The organism is Streptomyces sp. V4I23, from assembly GCF_030817975.1.
Taxonomy (GTDB): domain Bacteria; phylum Actinomycetota; class Actinomycetes; order Streptomycetales; family Streptomycetaceae; genus Streptomyces.
Genome location: NZ_JAUSZW010000004.1, coordinates 4033381 through 4051535, shown reverse-complemented (window position 1 = coordinate 4051535; position 18155 = coordinate 4033381). Strand labels below are relative to the sequence as shown.

Below are 18155 nucleotides of genomic sequence, written 5' to 3'. Positions count from 1 at the left end.
ACTACTCCTCGGGCAGGCGAGACGCCTGGAAGCGGCAGTTGAGTTCCGGTCCCCCCGAAATGGATACGGCCGAGCTCTGGGGAGAGCTCATCCGCTGTGCATCCACGGCGATGACGCACAGGGGCGTCACATGGTTCCCAGTGGTCTGCATGCCGCACAGACTACGCACGGTCAAAACCCACCGAGGGTCGAAGTTCACCCCATTTCAGGCAACTCACCGCCGACGAATTGACGATGTGACGCCGCTCACGAAGGGCCCCCTTGTCGCACGCGAAGCGCCGCTCTATCGTGCTGATGTATCGAGTCGATACATCAGCACGACACATCGGACCGGCATACGGGCACCGACGGGCGAGGGAGGCGACAGTGAGCAGACGCTCAGGCATCCTCGAGTTCGCCGTCCTCGGCCTGCTCCGCGAAGCCCCGATGCACGGGTACGAGCTGCGCAAGCGGCTCAACACCTCGCTGGGAATCTTCCGGGCCTTCAGCTACGGAACCCTCTACCCCTGCCTCAAGACGCTCGTCGCCAACGGCTGGTTGATCGAGGAACCGGGAAACGCACCCGAGGACGCCCTCGCCGCATCGCTGGCGGGGCGCCGCGCCAAGATCGTCTATCGGCTGACGGCGGAAGGTAAGGAGCACTTCGAAGAGCTGCTCTCGCACACCGGCCCCGACACCTGGGAGGACGAGCACTTCGCAGCCCGTTTCGCCTTCTTCGGCCAGACGGAGCGCGAGGTGCGGATGCGGGTCCTGGAGGGCCGCCGCAGCAGGCTGGAGGAGCGCCTGGAGAAGATGCGCGCCTCTCTCGCCCGCACCCGCGAGCGCCTCGACGACTACACGCTCGAACTGCAGCGGCACGGCATGGAGTCCGTGGAGCGCGAAGTGCGCTGGCTGAACGAGCTCATCGAGAGCGAGCGGGCGGGGCGGGAGCAGCGACGGCCCTCCCCCGAGAGCACCGCTCAGCAGGACAACACATCTGGAGCGACGGGCGGCCTGCCCCGGCACCAGGGCGACGAGTCATCCGGAGGGACACCTCCGGACGACTCCACCCCGCCGGATCCGTCCGACGACACCGCCAAGTGAGGCCCTGCGCTCCGCAGGGTTTCATCCGGAATACCGAGATCACACAGGGAGCAACCGGAATGGGTTCGGTTCGCGTAGCCATCGTCGGCGTGGGCAACTGCGCCGCCTCGCTGGTGCAGGGCGTCGAGTACTACAAGGACGCCGACCCGGCGGCCAAGGTGCCGGGTCTGATGCACGTCCAGTTCGGCGACTACCACGTTCGTGACGTCGAGTTCGTGGCTGCCTTCGACGTGGACGCCAAGAAGGTCGGCCTCGACCTCGCGGACGCCATCGGCGCCAGCGAGAACAACACCATCAAGATCTGCGACGTGCCGGCGACCGGCGTCACCGTGCAGCGCGGCCACACCCTGGACGGTCTGGGCAAGTACTACCGCCAGACCATCGAGGAGTCCACCGAGGCCCCGGTCGACGTCGTCCAGGTCCTCAAGGACAAGCAGGTCGACGTCCTGGTCTGCTACCTGCCCGTCGGTTCCGAGGACGCTGCGAAGTTCTACGCGCAGTGCGCCATCGACGCCAAGGTCGCGTTCGTCAACGCCCTCCCGGTCTTCATCGCCGGCACCAAGGAGTGGGCTGACAAGTTCACCGAGGCCGGTGTCCCGATCGTCGGCGACGACATCAAGTCGCAGGTCGGCGCCACCATCACGCACCGCGTGATGGCGAAGCTCTTCGAGGACCGGGGCGTCATCCTGGACCGCACGATGCAGCTGAACGTCGGCGGCAACATGGACTTCAAGAACATGCTCGAGCGCGAGCGCCTGGAGTCCAAGAAGATCTCGAAGACGCAGGCCGTCACCTCGCAGATCCCGGACCGCGAGATGGGCGAGAAGAACGTCCACATCGGCCCGTCGGACTACGTGGCCTGGCTGGACGACCGCAAGTGGGCGTACGTGCGTCTCGAGGGCCGCGCCTTCGGTGACGTCCCGCTGAACCTCGAGTACAAGCTCGAGGTGTGGGACTCCCCGAACTCCGCGGGTGTCATCATCGACGCCCTGCGCGCCGCGAAGATCGCCAAGGACCGGGGCATCGGCGGCCCGATCCTCTCCGCGTCCTCGTACTTCATGAAGTCCCCGCCGGTCCAGTACTTCGACGACCAGGCTCGTGAGAGCGTCGAGAAGTTCATCAAGGGCGAGGTCGAGCGCTAAGCGTTCGTCCCGTCCGATCGAGGAGGGTCCCCGGGTCATCGGCCCGGGGACCCTCCTCGTATGTGACGCTTGCTCGCATGCCCGCTGTACGTGATCTGCGCGTACTACTGCGCCTGACCGACTTCCGCCGACTGCTGACCGTCCGACTGCTCTCCCAGTCGGCTGACGGCGTCTACCAGGTCGCTCTCGCCACGTATGTGGTGTTCTCCCCGGAGAAGCAGACCTCGCCGGCCGCGATCGCCTCCGCCATGGCCGTCCTGTTGCTTCCGTACTCCCTCGTGGGCCCCTTCGCCGGCGTGCTCCTCGATCGCTGGCAGCGCCGACAGGTCTTCCTCTACGGCAATCTCCTGCGCGCCCTGCTCGCAGGCTGCACGGCGCTGCTCATTCTGGCCTCGGTGCCGGACTGGCTCTTCTACGCCTCCGCGCTGTCCGTCACGGCCGTCAACCGGTTCGTACTGGCGGGGCTCTCGGCCGCCCTTCCCCGTGTGGTCGACGCAGACCGGCTCGTCATGGCCAACTCCGTGTCACCCACCGCCGGAACGCTCGCCGCCACCGCGGGCGGCGGGCTGGCCTTCCTGGTCCGCCTCGTCGTCGCCGATTCCGGGGCCGTGGTGGTACTGGTCGGGGCCGCGCTCTACCTCTCCTCCGCCCTGGCGTCGCTGCGCATGGGGCGCGAACTTCTCGGTCCCGATCCGGAGCTCGTCCAGCCGCGCCTGCTCACGGCGATCGCGTCCACGGCTCGCGGGCTGCTGGACGGCCTGCGGCATCTGACTCAGCGACCGCCCGCTGCCCACGCCTTGGCGGCGATGGCCCTCATGCGGTTCTGCTACGGCGCGTTCACCGTGATGGTGCTCATGCTCTGCCGCTACGCGTGGACCGACACCGAATCGGACGGACTCGCCCTCCTCGGCCTGGCACTCGCGGTCTCGGGGGCGGGGTTCTTCGCCGCCGCCGTGCTGTCGCCCTGGGCGATCGGGCGCCTCGGACGGTACGGCTGGATGGTCGGATGCGCCGCGGCGGCAGCCGTCCTCGAACCGGCGCTGGGACTGCCATTCGCTCCCGGGCCGATACTGGTCGCCGCTTTCGTTCTGGGTCTCGTCACCCAAGGAGCGAAGATCGCGACGGACACGATCGTCCAGACCGCCACGGACGACGCCTTCCGTGGCCGGATCTTCGCTCTCTACGACATGTTGTTCAACGCGGGCTTCGTCGGAGCGGCCGGCATCGCGGCCCTCATGCTGCCGCCGGACGGCAGGTCGGCTCCGCTCATCGGCCTGGTCGCGGTCATCTATGCAGGGGTCGCCGTGATGCTGGCGCGCTGGAGGCGTACGGGGGAGCTGGCGTAGCGGAAAGCGGTCGGGGCGGTGTTTCACGTGAAACACCGCCCCGACCGTCATGAGGGCGCATGTTTCACGTGAAACATCGCGCCGCTTCACGCTCAGCCCTGTGCCGCCCACCACTCCTTGAGCGCGGCAACCGCGGCATCGTGCTCCATCGGTCCGTTCTCCAGACGCAGATCGAGAAGGAACGCGTACGCCTTGCCGATCACCGGACCGGGGCCGACGCCCAGGATCTCCTGGATCTGGTTGCCGTTGAGGTCCGGCCGAATCGCGTCCAGCTCCTCCTGCTCCTGCAGTTGGGCGATGCGCTCCTCGAGACCGCCGTAGGCCCGGGAGAGCGCAGCCGCTTTCCTCTTGTTCCGGGTCGTGCAGTCCGAGCGGGTCAGCTTGTGCAGCCGCGACAGCAGCGGCCCGGCGTCCCGCACGTAGCGCCGCACCGCCGAGTCGGTCCATTCGCCGGTCCCGTAGCCATGGAAGCGCAGGTGCAGCTCGACCAGCCGCGCGACGTCCTTGACCATCTCGTTCGAGTACTTGAGCGCGGTCATCCGCTTCTTCGTCATCTTCGCGCCCACCACTTCGTGGTGATGGAAGGAGACGCGCCCGTCCTTCTCGAACCGCCGCGTCCTCGGCTTCCCGATGTCATGGAGCAGCGCCGCCAGCCTCAGCACCAGGTCCGGTCCCTCGTCCTCGAGGCCGATCGCCTGGTCGAGCACGGTGAGTGAATGCTCGTACACATCCTTGTGCCGGTGATGCTCGTCGCTCTCAAGGCGGAGTGCCGGCAGCTCGGGCAGTACGTAGTCCGCGAGCCCGGTGTCGACGAGCAGCCCCAGTCCCTTCCGGGGGTGCGCGGACAGCAACAACTTGTTCAGTTCGTCACGCACACGTTCAGCGGAGACGATCTCGATGCGCTGCGCCATCGCCTTCATGGCGGCCACCACGTCGGGTGCCACCTCGAAATCGAGCTGGGCCGCGAACCGGGCGGCGCGCATCATCCGCAGCGGATCGTCCGAGAAGGACTCCTCAGGAGTGCCGGGCGTTCGCAGCACACAGGCCGCAAGGTCCTCCAGGCCGCCGTGCGGGTCGATGAACACCTTCTCGGGGAGGGCGACGGCCATGGCGTTCACCGTGAAGTCCCGACGGACGAGGTCTTCCTCGATGGAGTCGCCGTAGGACACCTCGGGCTTGCGCGACGTCCGGTCGTAGGACTCCGACCGGTAGGTGGTCACCTCGATCTGGAAGCGCTGCACGTCGTCACCGACGCGGCCCTCCTTCTGGGATCCGACCGTGCCGAAGGCGATGCCGACGTCCCAGACCGAGTCCGCCCACGGGCGGATGATCTTCAGTACGTCCTCGGGCCGAGCGTCCGTCGTGAAGTCGAGGTCGTTGCCGAGCCGACCGAGAAGTGCGTCACGTACCGAGCCGCCGACCAGGGCGAGGCTGAACCCGGCCTCCTGGAAACGGCGGGCAAGGTCGTCGGCGACCGGGGACACCCGCAGCAGTTCGCTCACCGCGCGGCGTTGCACCTGGCTCAGGGCAGTGGGGTTGTCTTCATTGGCGTTCGGCACAACAGAAAAGGGTACGTGCCCCGGCCGACCGGAGCGCCCTCGTTTACGGCGGCCCGTGGAGCCCCTTGCGATCTTGTGATGCAGTCCGCGGCACTTCGACCCAGCGCGCATCGTTACCATGCCTGGACGCAAGAACCAGAGAACCACCACCGGCAAGCAGACGACGAGGGACGGGCGAGCGCGTGGCCGAGGCGGCAGACTTCCAGGGGATGCGTACTTCTCCTGCCCGCCGGTGGCTGCGTCGCTCAGCCTCGCTGCTCACCGGCGCACCACTCGTGGCCGGGCTGCTGTGCGGCCCCGCGGCGCCGACGGCGCATGCAGCGGAGGACGCCACCGGGTCACGGACCGTCGATGTGTCTCTCGACACGTTCACGCCGGCGACGCCGGGCGAGAAGGACACGATCACCATCTCCGGCACGGTGATCAACGAGGGCAAGCAGACGATCACCGACGCGCACGTCGATCTGCGGGTCGGGCACAAGCTCGTGGGCAGGACGGCCATCGATCGCGCCGCCGAGCGCACCGGCTACGACCCAGGCCTCGACGGTGCGGAGGTGGACGACAAGTACTCGCTCGAGATCCCACGCCTCGCCTCCGGCATCAGCCATGACTTCCGGCTCTCCGTGCCGGCCGACGAACTCGACCTCGACGAGGACGGTGGCGTCTACCAGCTCGGCGTCTCGCTCTCGGGACAGACCGCGAACCTGCCGTACGACCAGGTGCTGGGCATCGAGCGGACCTTCCTGCCGTGGCAGCCGGAGGCGCCGGACAAGAAGACCCGCCTCACGTATCTGTGGCCGCTCATCTCCTCCACGCATCTCACCTCCGAGACGGGCTCCGACGAGCAGCAGACACCCGTGTTCGAGGACGAGTCGCTGGCGGCCGAGCTGTCCACCGGCGGGCGGCTCGACCAGCTCGTCTCCCTCGGCAAGGAACTGCCGGTCACCTGGGTCATCGATCCGGACCTGCTGGCCACCGTGGACGCCATGACCCGGAATTACCAGGTCAAGAAGGGGAACACCACGGTCCAGGGCAAGAACCAGGACGTGGCCAAGCGCTGGCTGAGCGATCTCCAAGCCGCGGTCCAGGACCGCAAGGTCGTCGCCCTGCCGTTCGCCGATCCCGACCTGGCCTCACTGGCGCACCGCGGCAAGTCCGTCTCCGGATCGCTCAGCCATCTCCAGCCGGCCACCGAGGTCGCCGCGACCACGGTCGAGACGGTCCTCCACGTGAACGCGTCGACCGACTTCGCCTGGCCCGTGGAGGGCGCGATCGACTCGTCGATCGTCGATGTGGCCACATCGGCCGGTGCGCACAACGTGATCGCCCGCAGCGACAGCCTCCAGGACAACCTGGGCTACACGCCCACCGCGGCGCGGCCCATCGGCGGTGGCACGACCGCGGTCGTCGCCGACTCACGGCTCTCCAAGGCCTTCCAGGGCGACATGAGCCGGTCGGACACCTCGACGCTCGCCGTCCAGAAGTTCCTCGCCCAGTCGCTCGCCGTGACGCACCAGGCCCCGGACAAGCAGCGCAGCATCGTCGTCGCCCCGCAGCGTGTGCCCACGGCAGCCCAGGCCCAGACCATGGCGCGAGCCCTGCAGGCCCTCGGCCAGCGCTGGACCCAGCCGCTCGACCTCGTGGCGGCTGCGGACTCCAAGCCGGACGCCGACGCCAACACCAAGGTGCCCGGCACCTCCCAGTACCCGCGCAAGCTCCGTAAGCAGGAGCTGCCCGTCGAGGCCTTCCAGGACGTCCGGGGCACCCAGGAGACCCTCGACATGTTCGAGGGCATCCTCACCCAGGCGGACCGGGTGAACACGCCCTTCGGCAGGGCGATCGACCGCGAGCTGTCGGTTTCCTGGCGGGGAAACCCCGTGGCGGCCCAGCAGTACCGCGACGAGGTGCGGAGCTATCTGCGGGACCTCACCGAAGAGGTCCTGCTGATCGAGAAGTCGGACGTGACCCTCTCCGGCCGGAGCGCCACGATTCCGGTCACCGTGCAGAACGAGCTGGTCCAGGGCATCGACCATCTGGTGCTCCGGCTCACGTCGCACAACCCCACGCGTCTGAACCTCGACGGCGACAAGGGCGTCACCGAGCAGCAGGTCCGGATCGACGGCGGACACAGCCAGACGGTGAAGTTCCCCGCCTCGGCCAATGCCAACGGCCAGGTCCAGATGACGGCGCAGCTCTACACGCAGGACGGCAAGCTCTACGGCAAGGCCATGAACTTCACGGTGAAGGTCTCCGAGATCACACCGACGGTCATGCTCGTCATCGCCGGCGGCGTTCTGCTTCTGGTCCTCGCAGGCATCAGGATGTACACCCAGCGCAAGCGCGCTGCCGCTCGCGAGGCGACGGGCGCGGAGTCCGAGGAAGTGTCGACGGACGACGACACCGCCTCGGACGAGGAAGAGAGCACGCGGGGTGACATCGACAGCCCGGAGCCCGGGCAGGCGAGTGACCCGGGACCGGACACCCGACCCGAAAGCGGCGACCCGTCGGGCGCTGGTGAGAAAGTGGACCGTTGAGCGATGTGTGGCCGGTCGGCCGGGGACGATGAGGTGGGGTAGTCATGAACGCGCCGTACGACGGTGATCGTGGCCAGGCGGGTGGGAACCCGCCCGGCCAGGTCCCGCCGCCGCATCAGCCCGCCCCTGAGCCCTACCAGGACCCCTACGTCCAGGACGCGTACGCTCCTGACCCCTTCCAGGCCCAGGATCTTTCGTCCCAGGACCCGGTGGCCGAGGTGCTCTACGACCGGTCTGCGCACCCTCCGCCGCCCCCCGGCACCTACCCGGAACCGCAGCCGCTCTACCAGCAGCCTCCGTCGTCCGAGTACGCCCCCGACCCCCGCGTCTGGGCACAGACGCCCCCGCCCGAGCCGGAGGGTCCCTCCCGGCACCTGCCGTACGGGGACGCCGCCGGAACCACCCAGTTCACGGGCGTGGACGACCTCGTCACCCACGCCGGCGACAAGGAACCGGAACCTGATGCGTTCGCTCACCTCTTCCGGGACCAGCAGGCCTCCGGCCGCCCGGACCCGGCACCCGAACCCGCCCCCGCGGCGCCCGCACCCCCCAAGAAGCCGGCAGGGCGGGCCTCCGGTCTGCTGAAGTCCAGCGCCGTGATGGCGGCCGGCACGCTGGTCTCCCGCCTGACCGGGTTCGTGCGCAGCCTGGTGATCACCGCCGCCCTGGGCGCCGCTCTTCTCGGTGACACGTTCACCGTCGCGTACACCCTGCCGACGATGATCTACATCCTCACCGTCGGCGGCGGACTCAACTCGGTCTTCGTGCCGCAGCTGGTGCGCGCGATGAAGGACGACGAGGACGGCGGCGAGGCGTACGCCAACCGCCTGCTCACCCTGGTGATGGTGGCGCTCGGCGCCATCGTCGCCATCGCCGTGTTCGCCGCACCGCTGCTGATCCAGCTGATGTCGGACACGATCGCTGGCGATCCGGCGGCAAACAGCGTCGCCGTCAGCTTCGCCCGGTACTGCCTGCCCACGATCTTCTTCATGGGCATCCATGTCGTCATGGGCCAAATCCTCAACGCTCGCGGCAGATTCGGCGCGATGATGTGGACTCCGGTCCTCAACAACATCGTCATGATCACGACGTTCGGCCTCTTCATCTGGGTGTACGGCACCTCGGCCGAATCGCAGATGGGTGTGCAGACGATTCCGCCGGAGGGGGTCCGCCTGCTCGGCGTCGGAACGCTCCTCGGCCTGGTCGTCCAGGCGCTGGCGATGATTCCGTACCTGCGAGAGACCGGCTTCCGCTTCCGTCCGCGCTTCGACTGGAAGGGCCACGGTCTCGGCAAGACGGTGAAGCTGGCCAAGTGGACGGTGCTCTTCGTCCTCGCGAACCAGGCCGGTGTCCTCGTCGTCACCCAGCTCGCCACCGCGGCGGGCCAGGCCTCGGGCAAGCAGGGCGCGGGCTTCATCGCCTACACCAACGCCCAGCTCATCTGGGGCATGCCGCAGGCCATCATCACGGTCTCCGTGATGGCCGCCCTGCTCCCGCGCATCTCGCGCGCCGCCCACGACGACGACCCGGGCGCCGTGCGCGACGACATCTCCCAGGGTCTGCGCAACAGCGCGGTCGCCATCGTCCCAGTCTCCTTCGCCTTCCTCGCGCTGGGCGTTCCGATGTCCACGCTGCTGTTCGCGTCCACCGGCCAGGAGGCCGCACGGGGCATGGGCTTCATCCTGATGGCCTTCGGCCTCGGCCTCATCCCCTACTCCGTTCAGTACGTCGTCCTGCGCGGCTTCTACGCCTACGAGGACACCAGGACGCCCTTCTACAACACGGTCATCGTCGCGGCGGTCAACGCCGGGGCGTCCGCCCTGTGTTACGCGCTGCTGCCCGCCCAGTGGGCGGTCGTCGGCATGGGCGCCTCCTACGGTTTCGCCTACGCGGTGGGCGTCGGGGTCGCCTGGCGGCGGCTCAAGAAGCGCCTCGGCGGCGATCTGGACGGCTCTCACGTGATGCGGACCTATGCACGCCTCTCCATGGCGTCGGTGCCGGCCGCGGTCGCGGGCGGCGCGGCAGCCTTCGGCGTCATGACGGGACTGGGCAGCGGCGCGGGCGGCTCGTTGGTGGCGCTGGCCGCCGGTGGAGCCGTACTGATGGGCGTCTTCCTCGTCGCAGCGAAGAGGATGCACATCGAGGAGCTCAACGCCATGGTCGGCATGGTCCGTGGCCGTCTCGGCCGCTAGGACGGACCGGCCCTGGCACAACCTTCGTCGGATGCCGCGTGTCGTGCATAGCGTCCGACTGTGGGCACAATTGGCATGGCGTTTGGATATGGCGCAACGGATGGGGAGGCAGGAACGACGGTGGCGGAACGTAGCACGGCCGCCGTCGACGTGGCCGACAACGGCGGGGACGAACCGCTGACCGCGCAGGCGGGCAAGGCCACGACCGACGGGGCGGCAGAATCCCAGAAGACTGCGGAGACGACCGCACCGGAGACGGACGGCGAGGGGGAGACCGGGACGGAGGGCAAAGACCTCTCCCTGTCGACGCCCGAACTGCACAGTGGCCACAAACTCGCCAGACGCTACCGCCTGGAGGAGTGCGTCACCCGTCTGGACGGTTTCAGCAGCTGGCGTGCCGTCGACGAGAAACTGCGCCGGGCCGTCGGCGTCCACCTCCTGCCCGCGGACCATCCCAGGGCTCGTTCCGTTCTCGCTGCCGCCCGCTCATCGGCTCTCCTCGGCGATCCGCGCTTCGTCCAGGTCCTCGACGCCGTCGAGGAGAACGACCTGGTCTACGTCGTCCACGAATGGCTCCCCGACGCCGTCGAGCTGACCACGCTGCTGGCTTCCGGGCCTCTCGAACCGCACGACGCGTACCAGCTCGTCGAGCAGGTGTCGTTGGCCATGGCCGCGGCCCACCGCGAGGGGCTCGCCCATCTGCGGCTGACGCCTGGCGCGGTTCTGCGGACCTCCACCGGCCAGTACCGCATCCGTGGCCTCGCGGTGAACGCCGCGCTGCGCGGCATCTCCGCCGAACGCCCCCAGCGCACCGACACGGAGGCGATCGGCGCCCTGCTGTATGCCGCGCTCACCCAGCGCTGGCCCTATGAGAACGATGCCTACGGCCTCTCCGGGCTTCCCAAGGGCGTCGGCCTCGTCGCACCCGACCAGGTGCGTGCCGGCGTCCATCGGGGACTGTCCGAGCTCGCCATGCGCGCTCTCGTCAACGACGGTGCCACCGCCTCCCGCCAGGAGCCGCCGTGCACCACGCCCGACGAACTGGCGAAGGCGGTCGCCGCGATGCCACGCATCCGCCCGCCGGAGCCGGCCTTCACCGCGCCCCCGGAGTACCAGCGCACCACCTATCAGCAGGGCAACTACGGGCGCACCGCCGTCCGGCCGGGCATGGGTGTCACGCAGGTGTCGCCCACACCGCCCGCTCCCCTGGAGAGCCGCACGGGCAAGGCGCTGAAGTGGGCCGTGTCCGCGCTCCTCATCGCGGCCTTGGGGCTCGGAAGCTGGCAGGTGGCCGACAAGCTGCTGGGCCAGGAGCAGGGCACCCAGGAGCCCAAGACCTCGGAGACGTCCGTCACGGGTGGTGAGAACGAGAAGCCCAAGGCTCCCGTCCCTTTGAGGATTCAGGCGGCCCAGGAGTACGCCCCGGACGGATCCCCCCAGAACGCGGGGGATGTGGGAGCGACACACGACGGCGACGGCACCACCTACTGGCGGACCAAGAGCTACTTCGACGGACCGGAGTTCGCTCCGTCGGTGAAGCAGGGTGTGGGCATCGTCTTCGACCTGGGTGCGGAAAAGGACGTCTCCAGCGCGTCCATAGCGTTGCGCTACGGCGGAGATCACACCACGATCAGCCTCTACGCAGCCGCTTCCCTGTCCCCGTCCGGCCCGGTGAGCTCCATGACGCAGATCGCCTCCGGACAGACCAGCGGATCGGCACTGAAGTTGACGGCCAAGAAGCCGGTGGCGAGCCGCTATGTCCTGCTCTGGATGACCGCGATGCCGTACTCGTCGAAGGACGAGTTCAGCGGCACCGGTTACAAGCAAGGCATCACGGACGTCACGTTCACCGGCTGACAGAAGCGGGGAGGGGGCTCACCGTTGGACGACGCCACACTCGGCGACGCGAGCGACCAGGATCTGCTGGCCCGCCATGTCTCCGGTGACCCCGACGCCTTCGGCGAGCTCGTGCGGCGCCACCGCGACCGGCTGTGGGCCGTGGCGCTGCGCACGCTGGGGGACAGGGAGGAGGCTGCGGACGCGGTCCAGGACGCCCTCGTTTCCGCCTTCCGCGCCGCGCACACCTTCCGCGGCCAGTCCGCCGTCACCACGTGGCTGCACCGCATCACCGTGAACGCCTGCCTCGACCGCGCCCGCAAGGCGGCATCCCGTAAGACCTCTCCGGTCGACGACACGGAGCGCCTGGAACAGCTGCTGGAGCCTCACGAGTCCGCCGAGGCTCCAGCCGAGCGCCAGGACCTCCATCGCCAGCTCCTGGCCGCTCTGGCCACACTGCCGCCGGAGCAGCGGGCCGCGCTCGTCCTGGTGGACATGCAGGGATACCCCGTCGCGGAAGCCGCACGGGTCCTCGACGTACCCACCGGGACGATCAAGAGCCGGTGCGCCCGGGGCCGCGCCCGGCTGCTGCCCATGCTCACCCACCTCCGTGCGGAGCGCGGGGATAACCCCGACGTCAGCGGGGGAAGGAACCGGACGCCGGGGACATCCGTCCCACCGGAGTCGGGAGCACGAGACACAGGGCCGAACGGGCCTGCGGCTGTGAAGGGTGGAGGTGGGCGCGCGTGACATCCTCGACCGACAGGGCCGGCACAACACAGCACCCGGATGTCTCGGAGATCTCCGACCTCACCGAAGGTCTCCTTTCCCCCTCCCGTGCCGCTGAGATCCGCCTTCACCTCGACGACTGCTCCCTGTGCGCAGATGTCCGCAGCTCGCTCGAAGAGATCCGCGGCTTGCTGGGGACGCTGCCGGGCTCCGGCCGGATGCCGGCCGACGTCGCCGGCCGGATCGACGCCGCACTCGCTGCCGAGGCGCTCCTGGCCGCCAGCGCCCCCTCCGAGCCCGCGCATGTTTCACGTGAAACAGCGCCGCCCCCGTCTCCGGCTGAGGCGATCGCACCCGCCGCCGACCGCCCCTCAGGCCACTCGCGTGCCGCGACCGGCCCCGGCCGTGACCGTCGGACCCGCCGCCGGCGCGTGGCCGTGTTCGGCACCGTGTTCGGCGCTGCCGCCGTCGGGGTCAGCGTCATGCTCCTCCAGGTCCAGACGCAATCGGGGAGCGACTCCAGCACCAAGGACGCCAGCGTCAGCGCCGACACCGGAGAGTTCTCCGGGGCGCCCATCCAGGACCGCGTGCACACGCTGCTCGCTGCGGACACCCATGCCGAGCCGAGGATCAAGAAGGTGCCGCCGCTCGACACCGAGTCCTCCACCGTCTCGCCCAAGAGCTCACCCGAGACCTCCGTGCCGGCATGCATCCAGCAGGGGACCGGCCGGTCCGATCGCCCCCTCGCCTTCGAGCAGGGCCGCTATGCGGGGGTCGACGCCTACCTCGTCGTGATGGCGCATCCCGCCGACGAGACGCGGGTCCAGGCGTACGTCGTCGATGCCGCCTGCGTCGGCAAGGCAGCCGCCGGCCCGGGAAACCTGCTGCATTCGGAGTCCTACCCTCGCAACTGAGACCTTGCCTGTGCCGCTCCGACGTCCCGGGAATGCAAGCCCCGTAGGATCCGTTGGGTGGGGTGAGATCCTGTAACCCGCCCCCGTAGGCAGTAGGCAGTCTGCAGAGACGAGGAAGAAACCCGTGAGCGACGTCCGTAACGTGATCATCATCGGCTCCGGGCCCGCGGGCTACACGGCCGCGCTCTACACCGCGCGCGCGTCGTTGCAGCCGCTGGTGTTCGAGGGGGCCGTCACCGCCGGTGGCGCGCTGATGAACACGACCGATGTGGAGAACTTCCCCGGCTTCCGCGACGGCATCATGGGTCCGGACCTGATGGACAACATGCGCGCCCAGGCCGAGCGGTTCGGCGCCGAGCTCGTCCCCGACGATGTCGTGGCCGTCGACCTCACGGGCGAGATCAAGACCGTCACCGACACCGCCGGAACCGTGCACCGCGCGAAGGCTGTGATCGTCACCACCGGCTCGCAGCACCGCAAGCTGGGCCTGCCGAAGGAGGACTCTCTCTCCGGACGCGGCGTCTCCTGGTGCGCCACCTGTGACGGGTTCTTCTTCAAGGACCAGGACATCGCCGTCATCGGTGGTGGCGACACCGCCATGGAGGAGGCCACCTTCCTCTCCCGCTTCGCCAAGTCCGTCACGATCGTCCACCGCCGTGACGCGCTGCGCGCCTCCAAGGCGATGCAGGAGCGCGCCTTCGCCGACCCTAAGATCTCCTTCGCCTGGGACAGCGAAGTCGCGGAGATCCACGGGGACCAGAAGCTCTCCGGTCTGACCCTGCGCAACACCAAGACGGGTGAGACCTCGCAGCTCGCCGTCACCGGCCTGTTCATCGCCGTGGGTCACGACCCCCGTACCGAGCTCTTCAAGGGCCAGCTGGAGCTCGACGACGAGGGCTACCTCAAGGTCGAAGCGCCGTCCACGCGCACCAACCTGCCCGGTGTCTTCGGCGCCGGTGACGTCGTCGACCACACCTACCGTCAGGCCATCACGGCCGCCGGCACCGGCTGCTCCGCCGCCCTGGACGCCGAGCGCTTCCTCGCCGCCCTCTCGGACAGCGAGAAGGTCGCCGAGCCCGAGAAGACCCCTGTGGTCTGACCCCCGCACCGCACTCCCCTACACCCCGCAAAGAAGTAAGGAGGACGCCGTGGCCGGCGACCTGAAGAACGTGACCGACGACTCCTTCGAAGAGGACGTCCTCAAGAGCGACAAGCCCGTCCTCGTGGACTTCTGGGCTGCCTGGTGCGGCCCCTGCCGCCAGATCGCGCCGTCCCTCGAGGCCATCGCGGCCGAGCACGGCGACAAGATCCAGGTCGTGAAGCTCAACATCGACGAGAACCCGGCCACCGCTGCGAAGTACGGCGTCATGTCCATCCCGACGCTGAACGTCTACCAGAACGGTGAGGTCGCCAAGACCATCGTCGGTGCCAAGCCGAAGGCCGCAATCGTCCGCGACCTCGAAAGCTTCATCGGCGAGTAGTCATCGCCTCGACGTTTCACGTGAAACATCGCATGGGCTCACCCCCGACATGGGGGTGAGCCCATTCTCATGTCGGCCTCACAGCGGCCGGAGCGCCGGCTCCTTCTGCACCGCGCCCAACAGCCGATCGAGCGCCAGCTCCACGTCTTCCTTCCAGGAGAGCGTCGTCCGCAGCTCGAGCCGTAGCCGGGGGTGCGTCGGATGCGGACGCACCGTCTTGAAGCCCACCGCGAGCAGATGGTCGGCCGGCAGGACGCACGCGGGCTCCTTCCAGCGCGCATCGCCGAACGCCTCGATGGCCCGGAAGCCCCGCCGCAACAGGTCCTTGGCGACGGTCTGGACAATCACCCGCCCCAGTCCCTGTCCCTGATACCCGGGCATGACCCAGGCGGTGATGAGCTGCACCGCGTCCGCGGAGACGGGACTCGTGGGAAAGGCCATCGACCGGGGCACATAGGCCGGCGGTGCGTAGAGGACGAAACCGACCGGCGCGTCGTCGACGTAGACGACACGGCCGCACGAGCCCCAGTCGAGAAGAACCGCCGAGATCCAGGCCTCCTTCTCGAGCTGCGGAGTCCCCGCTTTTACCGCTGCTTCGCCGCTGACCGGATCAAGCTCCCAGAAGACACACGAACGACAGCGCTGGGGAAGGTCCGAAAGGTTGTCGAGCGTGAGCGGTACGAGTCGGCGCCCCATCGAGACTCACCCTCTCTTCCCTGATCTGCCGCGCTCCGCGCGGCTGCCAGCGCGCTCCTCTCCCGAAGCAGGCTGCTGACGAATCCGCCTACTGCCCCAAGTCCCAAACCAGCTGTCACCAGTTGGCTGCGGCTCACCGCTCGCATGGCCCCCGCCCTCCCTCTGAGGTAGCTCAAGGTGGATGCGTCATACCAGAACGCATCGTATCCACCCAGCCCAGACACGGATACCGCAATACGGCAAGAGGCGGGTCGTGTCTCGTGAAACGAGAACACGACCCGCCCTTGACGGCACTGGTGATCGAAGAGCCTCAGACGTCCTCGTCCTCGGCGAGCTCCTCACCGAGCCCCTTCTCCAGGACGCGGCCCTCTCCGGGGGCCAGGGTGCCGAGGATCCTCTCGAGGTCGTCTATCGACGCGAACTCGACGACGATCTTTCCCTTCTTCTGCCCGAGGTCGACCTTCACCCGCGTCTCGAAGCGGTCCGAGAGCCGGGAGGCGAGATCGGTGAGCGCCGGGGACAGCCGGGTCCCGGCTCGCGGGCCCTTGGCCTTGGGCGTGCTCTTGGGGCCGGAGTTGAGCAGAGTGACGATCTCCTCGACCGCCCGTACCGAGAGGCCCTCGGCCACGATGCGGTGGGCCAGCCTGTCCTGCTCTTCCGAGTCGTCCACGGAGAGCAGCGCCCGCGCGTGCCCCGCGGAGAGAACGCCGGCAGCGACCCTGCGCTGCACGGGCGGTGAGAGCTTGAGGAGGCGCAGCGTGTTGGAAACCTGCGGACGCGAGCGCCCGATGCGGTCGGCCAACTGGTCATGGGTACAGTCGAAGTCCTTGAGGAGCTGGTCGTAGGCAGCGGCCTCTTCCAGCGGGTTCAGCTGTGCCCGGTGGAGGTTCTCCAGCAGGGCGTCCAGCAGAAGCTTCTCGTCCTCGGTGTGCCGGACGATCGCAGGGATCCGCTCCAGACCGGCCTCGCGGCACGCCCGCCAGCGGCGCTCGCCCATGATGAGCTCGTAGCGGTCCGGACCCAACTGCCGTACGACGACGGGCTGGAGCAGGCCGACCTCCTTGATGGAGGTGATCAGCTCGGCGAGAGCGTCCTCGTCGAAGACCTCACGCGGCTGTCGCGGATTGGGGGTGATCGAACCGAGCGGCACCTCCGCGAAATGCGCTCCTGCCGGTTCGCTCGGCTGCGGTGCGGCGTCAATGTCCACGGCGGAACCGATCCCGTCCGGCGCGGTGGCGGCCGCGGGGAGGGTGGCGACCTTGGCCGCCGCCACCCCACGGTCCGTGGTCAGCACCGGAACCGCCGCCGGAGAGGGCGCGGCACCCGCCGAGGGCGGTGCCTGCTGCTCCTGGGGAGCCGCGGGGATCAGCGCACCGAGCCCACGCCCCAATCCTCTACGTCGCTCGCTCACTGGATCCCCTCCGACACATTCTGCTGATTGTTCTGAGCCGCGTGGGCGTGCTGCGGGTCGTAGTGGACCCCCACGCCACGGAGCGCGATCTCCCGGGCGGCTTCAAGGTACGACAAGGAACCGCTGGAACCCGGATCGTAGGTCAGGACCGTCTGTCCGTAGCTCGGGGCCTCCGAGATGCGCACCGACCGGGGGATGCTCGTCCGCAGGACCTCATCCCCGAAGTGGCTGCGCACCTCGTCCGCCACCTGGGAGGCGAGCCGCGTCCGGCCGTCGTACATGGTGAGCAGGATCGTCGATACATGAAGCGAAGGATTGAGGTGTCCTCGCACCAGATCGACGTTCCGCAGCAACTGGCCCAGTCCCTCCAGCGCGTAGTACTCGCACTGGATGGGGATGAGAACCTCCGCACCCGCGACGAGCGCATTGACGGTCAGCAGGCCGAGCGACGGCGGGCAGTCGATCAGGATGTAGTCCAGCGGCTGCTCGTACGCCTGGATGGCGCGCTGGAGTCTGCTCTCCCGCGCCACCAGCGACACCAGCTCGATCTCCGCACCGGCGAGATCGATGGTGGCGGGAGCGCAGAAGAGTCCTTCGACGTCGGGGACGGGCTGGACCACCTCGGCGAGGGGCCTGCTCTCCACCAGGACGTCATAAATCGAGGGAACTTCCGCATGGTGATCGATTCCCAGCGCCGTGGAGGCGTTGCCCTGGGGATCGAGGTCCACCACCAGAACGCGCGCACCGTGCAGGGCGAGCGAGGCGGCGAGGTTGACCGTGGTGGTGGTCTTCCCTACGCCGCCCTTCTGATTGGCGACAACCATGACGCGTGTCTGCTCAGGTCGGGGCAGGCCCTCACCGGCACGCCCCAGCGCCTCCACAGCCAGCTGAGCAGCACGGCCGATGGGGGTGTCGTCCATGGGCGGCGGTGTTTCACGTGAAACATCCTCCCCCGGGGACTCGGTACGGGGACCGGGGACCGGATCGGTCATCGGTCCCGCGATGTTGGCGTCGGACCGCAAGGATTCACTCTCCTCGACTTCAGGCTCGCGATGAGGAGAGCCTGCCATGCTTTCGGGGTCGTGAACCAGCGAGGCCCGTGGTTCTGTGGAGGAATCCACCTCTGTGGACAACTCGGTAGCCCTCAGGAGGGGCTTGCGACCCCTCCCGGGCGCGGCAGCACGGCCGCGGCTGATGATTCCCTGCAGCAGTGAGCGACGTTTCACGTGAAA

14 protein-coding genes are annotated in these 18155 nt (G+C 68.6%); 10 read left to right on the top strand and 4 right to left on the bottom strand.

Annotation, left to right across the window (positions count from 1 at the left end; all coding sequences use genetic code 11):
* The first annotated feature begins 366 nt into the window (after positions 1 to 366).
* The 3 genes from QFZ82_RS20625 to QFZ82_RS20615 all read left to right on the top strand — a co-directional run bounded on the left by QFZ82_RS20625 (position 367) and on the right by QFZ82_RS20615 (position 3571).
* Positions 367 to 1083, top strand: coding sequence for a PadR family transcriptional regulator (locus QFZ82_RS20625; RefSeq protein ID WP_307714567.1), 717 nt, complete (start codon positions 367 to 369; stop codon positions 1081 to 1083).
* Between the two features lie 59 nt (positions 1084 to 1142).
* Positions 1143 to 2225, top strand: coding sequence for an inositol-3-phosphate synthase (locus QFZ82_RS20620; RefSeq protein WP_307714566.1), 1083 nt, complete (start codon positions 1143 to 1145; stop codon positions 2223 to 2225).
* 77 nt (positions 2226 to 2302) lie between these two features.
* The gene (locus QFZ82_RS20615; RefSeq protein WP_307714565.1) at positions 2303 to 3571 is read left to right on the top strand and encodes an MFS transporter; all 1269 of its coding nucleotides are present in this window, start codon (positions 2303 to 2305) and stop codon (positions 3569 to 3571) included.
* A gap of 92 nt (positions 3572 to 3663) precedes the next feature.
* Here the strand turns inward: QFZ82_RS20615 and QFZ82_RS20610 are convergent, their stop codons facing one another.
* Entirely contained in the window at positions 3664 to 5130 is a 1467-nt protein-coding gene (locus tag QFZ82_RS20610; RefSeq protein WP_307714564.1) for a CCA tRNA nucleotidyltransferase, read from the bottom strand.
* Positions 5131 to 5312: 182 nt separating this feature from the next.
* Between QFZ82_RS20610 and QFZ82_RS20605 the strand changes: the two genes are divergently transcribed.
* The 7 genes from QFZ82_RS20605 to trxA all read left to right on the top strand — a co-directional run bounded on the left by QFZ82_RS20605 (position 5313) and on the right by trxA (position 14816).
* On the top strand, positions 5313 to 7664 hold the full coding sequence (locus QFZ82_RS20605) for a DUF6049 family protein (protein ID WP_307714563.1): 2352 nt from the start codon (positions 5313 to 5315) through the stop codon (positions 7662 to 7664).
* A gap of 44 nt (positions 7665 to 7708) precedes the next feature.
* Complete coding sequence (gene murJ / locus QFZ82_RS20600) at positions 7709 to 9856, top strand: murein biosynthesis integral membrane protein MurJ (protein WP_307714562.1); 2148 nt, start codon at positions 7709 to 7711, stop codon at positions 9854 to 9856.
* 120 nt (positions 9857 to 9976) lie between these two features.
* Positions 9977 to 11713, top strand: coding sequence for a protein kinase family protein (locus QFZ82_RS20595; RefSeq protein WP_307714561.1), 1737 nt, complete (start codon positions 9977 to 9979; stop codon positions 11711 to 11713).
* A gap of 24 nt (positions 11714 to 11737) precedes the next feature.
* Positions 11738 to 12442 carry an RNA polymerase sigma factor SigM gene (gene sigM, locus QFZ82_RS20590; RefSeq protein ID WP_307714560.1) on the top strand — a complete coding sequence of 235 codons (705 nt, stop codon included), beginning with the start codon at positions 11738 to 11740 and terminating at the stop codon, positions 12440 to 12442.
* Positions 12439 to 13335, top strand: coding sequence for a hypothetical protein (locus tag QFZ82_RS20585; RefSeq protein WP_307714559.1), 897 nt, complete (start codon positions 12439 to 12441; stop codon positions 13333 to 13335). The genes sigM and QFZ82_RS20585 overlap by 4 nt, the downstream gene beginning before the upstream one ends.
* A 124-nt stretch (positions 13336 to 13459) precedes the next feature.
* On the top strand, positions 13460 to 14434 hold the full coding sequence (trxB, locus tag QFZ82_RS20580; RefSeq protein ID WP_307714558.1) for a thioredoxin-disulfide reductase: 975 nt from the start codon (positions 13460 to 13462) through the stop codon (positions 14432 to 14434).
* Between the two features lie 49 nt (positions 14435 to 14483).
* Positions 14484 to 14816, top strand: coding sequence for a thioredoxin (gene trxA, locus QFZ82_RS20575; RefSeq protein WP_307714557.1), 333 nt, complete (start codon positions 14484 to 14486; stop codon positions 14814 to 14816).
* A gap of 78 nt (positions 14817 to 14894) precedes the next feature.
* Here trxA and QFZ82_RS20570 read toward each other — a convergent pair whose 3' ends face one another.
* The 3 genes from QFZ82_RS20570 to QFZ82_RS20560 all read right to left on the bottom strand — a co-directional run bounded on the left by QFZ82_RS20570 (position 14895) and on the right by QFZ82_RS20560 (position 17993).
* A complete protein-coding gene (locus QFZ82_RS20570; protein WP_307714556.1) occupies positions 14895 to 15512 on the bottom strand; it encodes a GNAT family N-acetyltransferase in 618 nt (205 codons plus the stop codon).
* Between the two features lie 310 nt (positions 15513 to 15822).
* Complete coding sequence (locus QFZ82_RS20565) at positions 15823 to 16923, bottom strand: ParB/RepB/Spo0J family partition protein (protein ID WP_307714555.1); 1101 nt, start codon at positions 16921 to 16923, stop codon at positions 15823 to 15825.
* On the bottom strand, positions 16920 to 17993 hold the full coding sequence (locus QFZ82_RS20560; protein WP_307717788.1) for a ParA family protein: 1074 nt from the start codon (positions 17991 to 17993) through the stop codon (positions 16920 to 16922). The genes QFZ82_RS20565 and QFZ82_RS20560 overlap by 4 nt, the downstream gene beginning before the upstream one ends.
* Positions 17994 to 18155: the final 162 nt, after the last annotated feature.

Excerpts from the sequence above, each read along its gene's own strand:
- QFZ82_RS20570 (WP_307714556.1), bottom strand. The coding sequence starts at position 15,512 with ATGGGGCGCCGACTCGTACCGCTCACGCTCGACAACCTTTCGGACCTT.
- QFZ82_RS20620 (WP_307714566.1), top strand. The coding sequence starts at position 1,143 with ATGGGTTCGGTTCGCGTAGCCATCGTCGGCGTGGGCAACTGCGCCGCC.
- QFZ82_RS20560 (WP_307717788.1), bottom strand. The coding sequence starts at position 17,993 with ATGGCAGGCTCTCCTCATCGCGAGCCTGAAGTCGAGGAGAGTGAATCC.
- murJ (WP_307714562.1), top strand. The coding sequence starts at position 7,709 with ATGAACGCGCCGTACGACGGTGATCGTGGCCAGGCGGGTGGGAACCCG.
- QFZ82_RS20615 (WP_307714565.1), top strand. The coding sequence starts at position 2,303 with ATGCCCGCTGTACGTGATCTGCGCGTACTACTGCGCCTGACCGACTTC.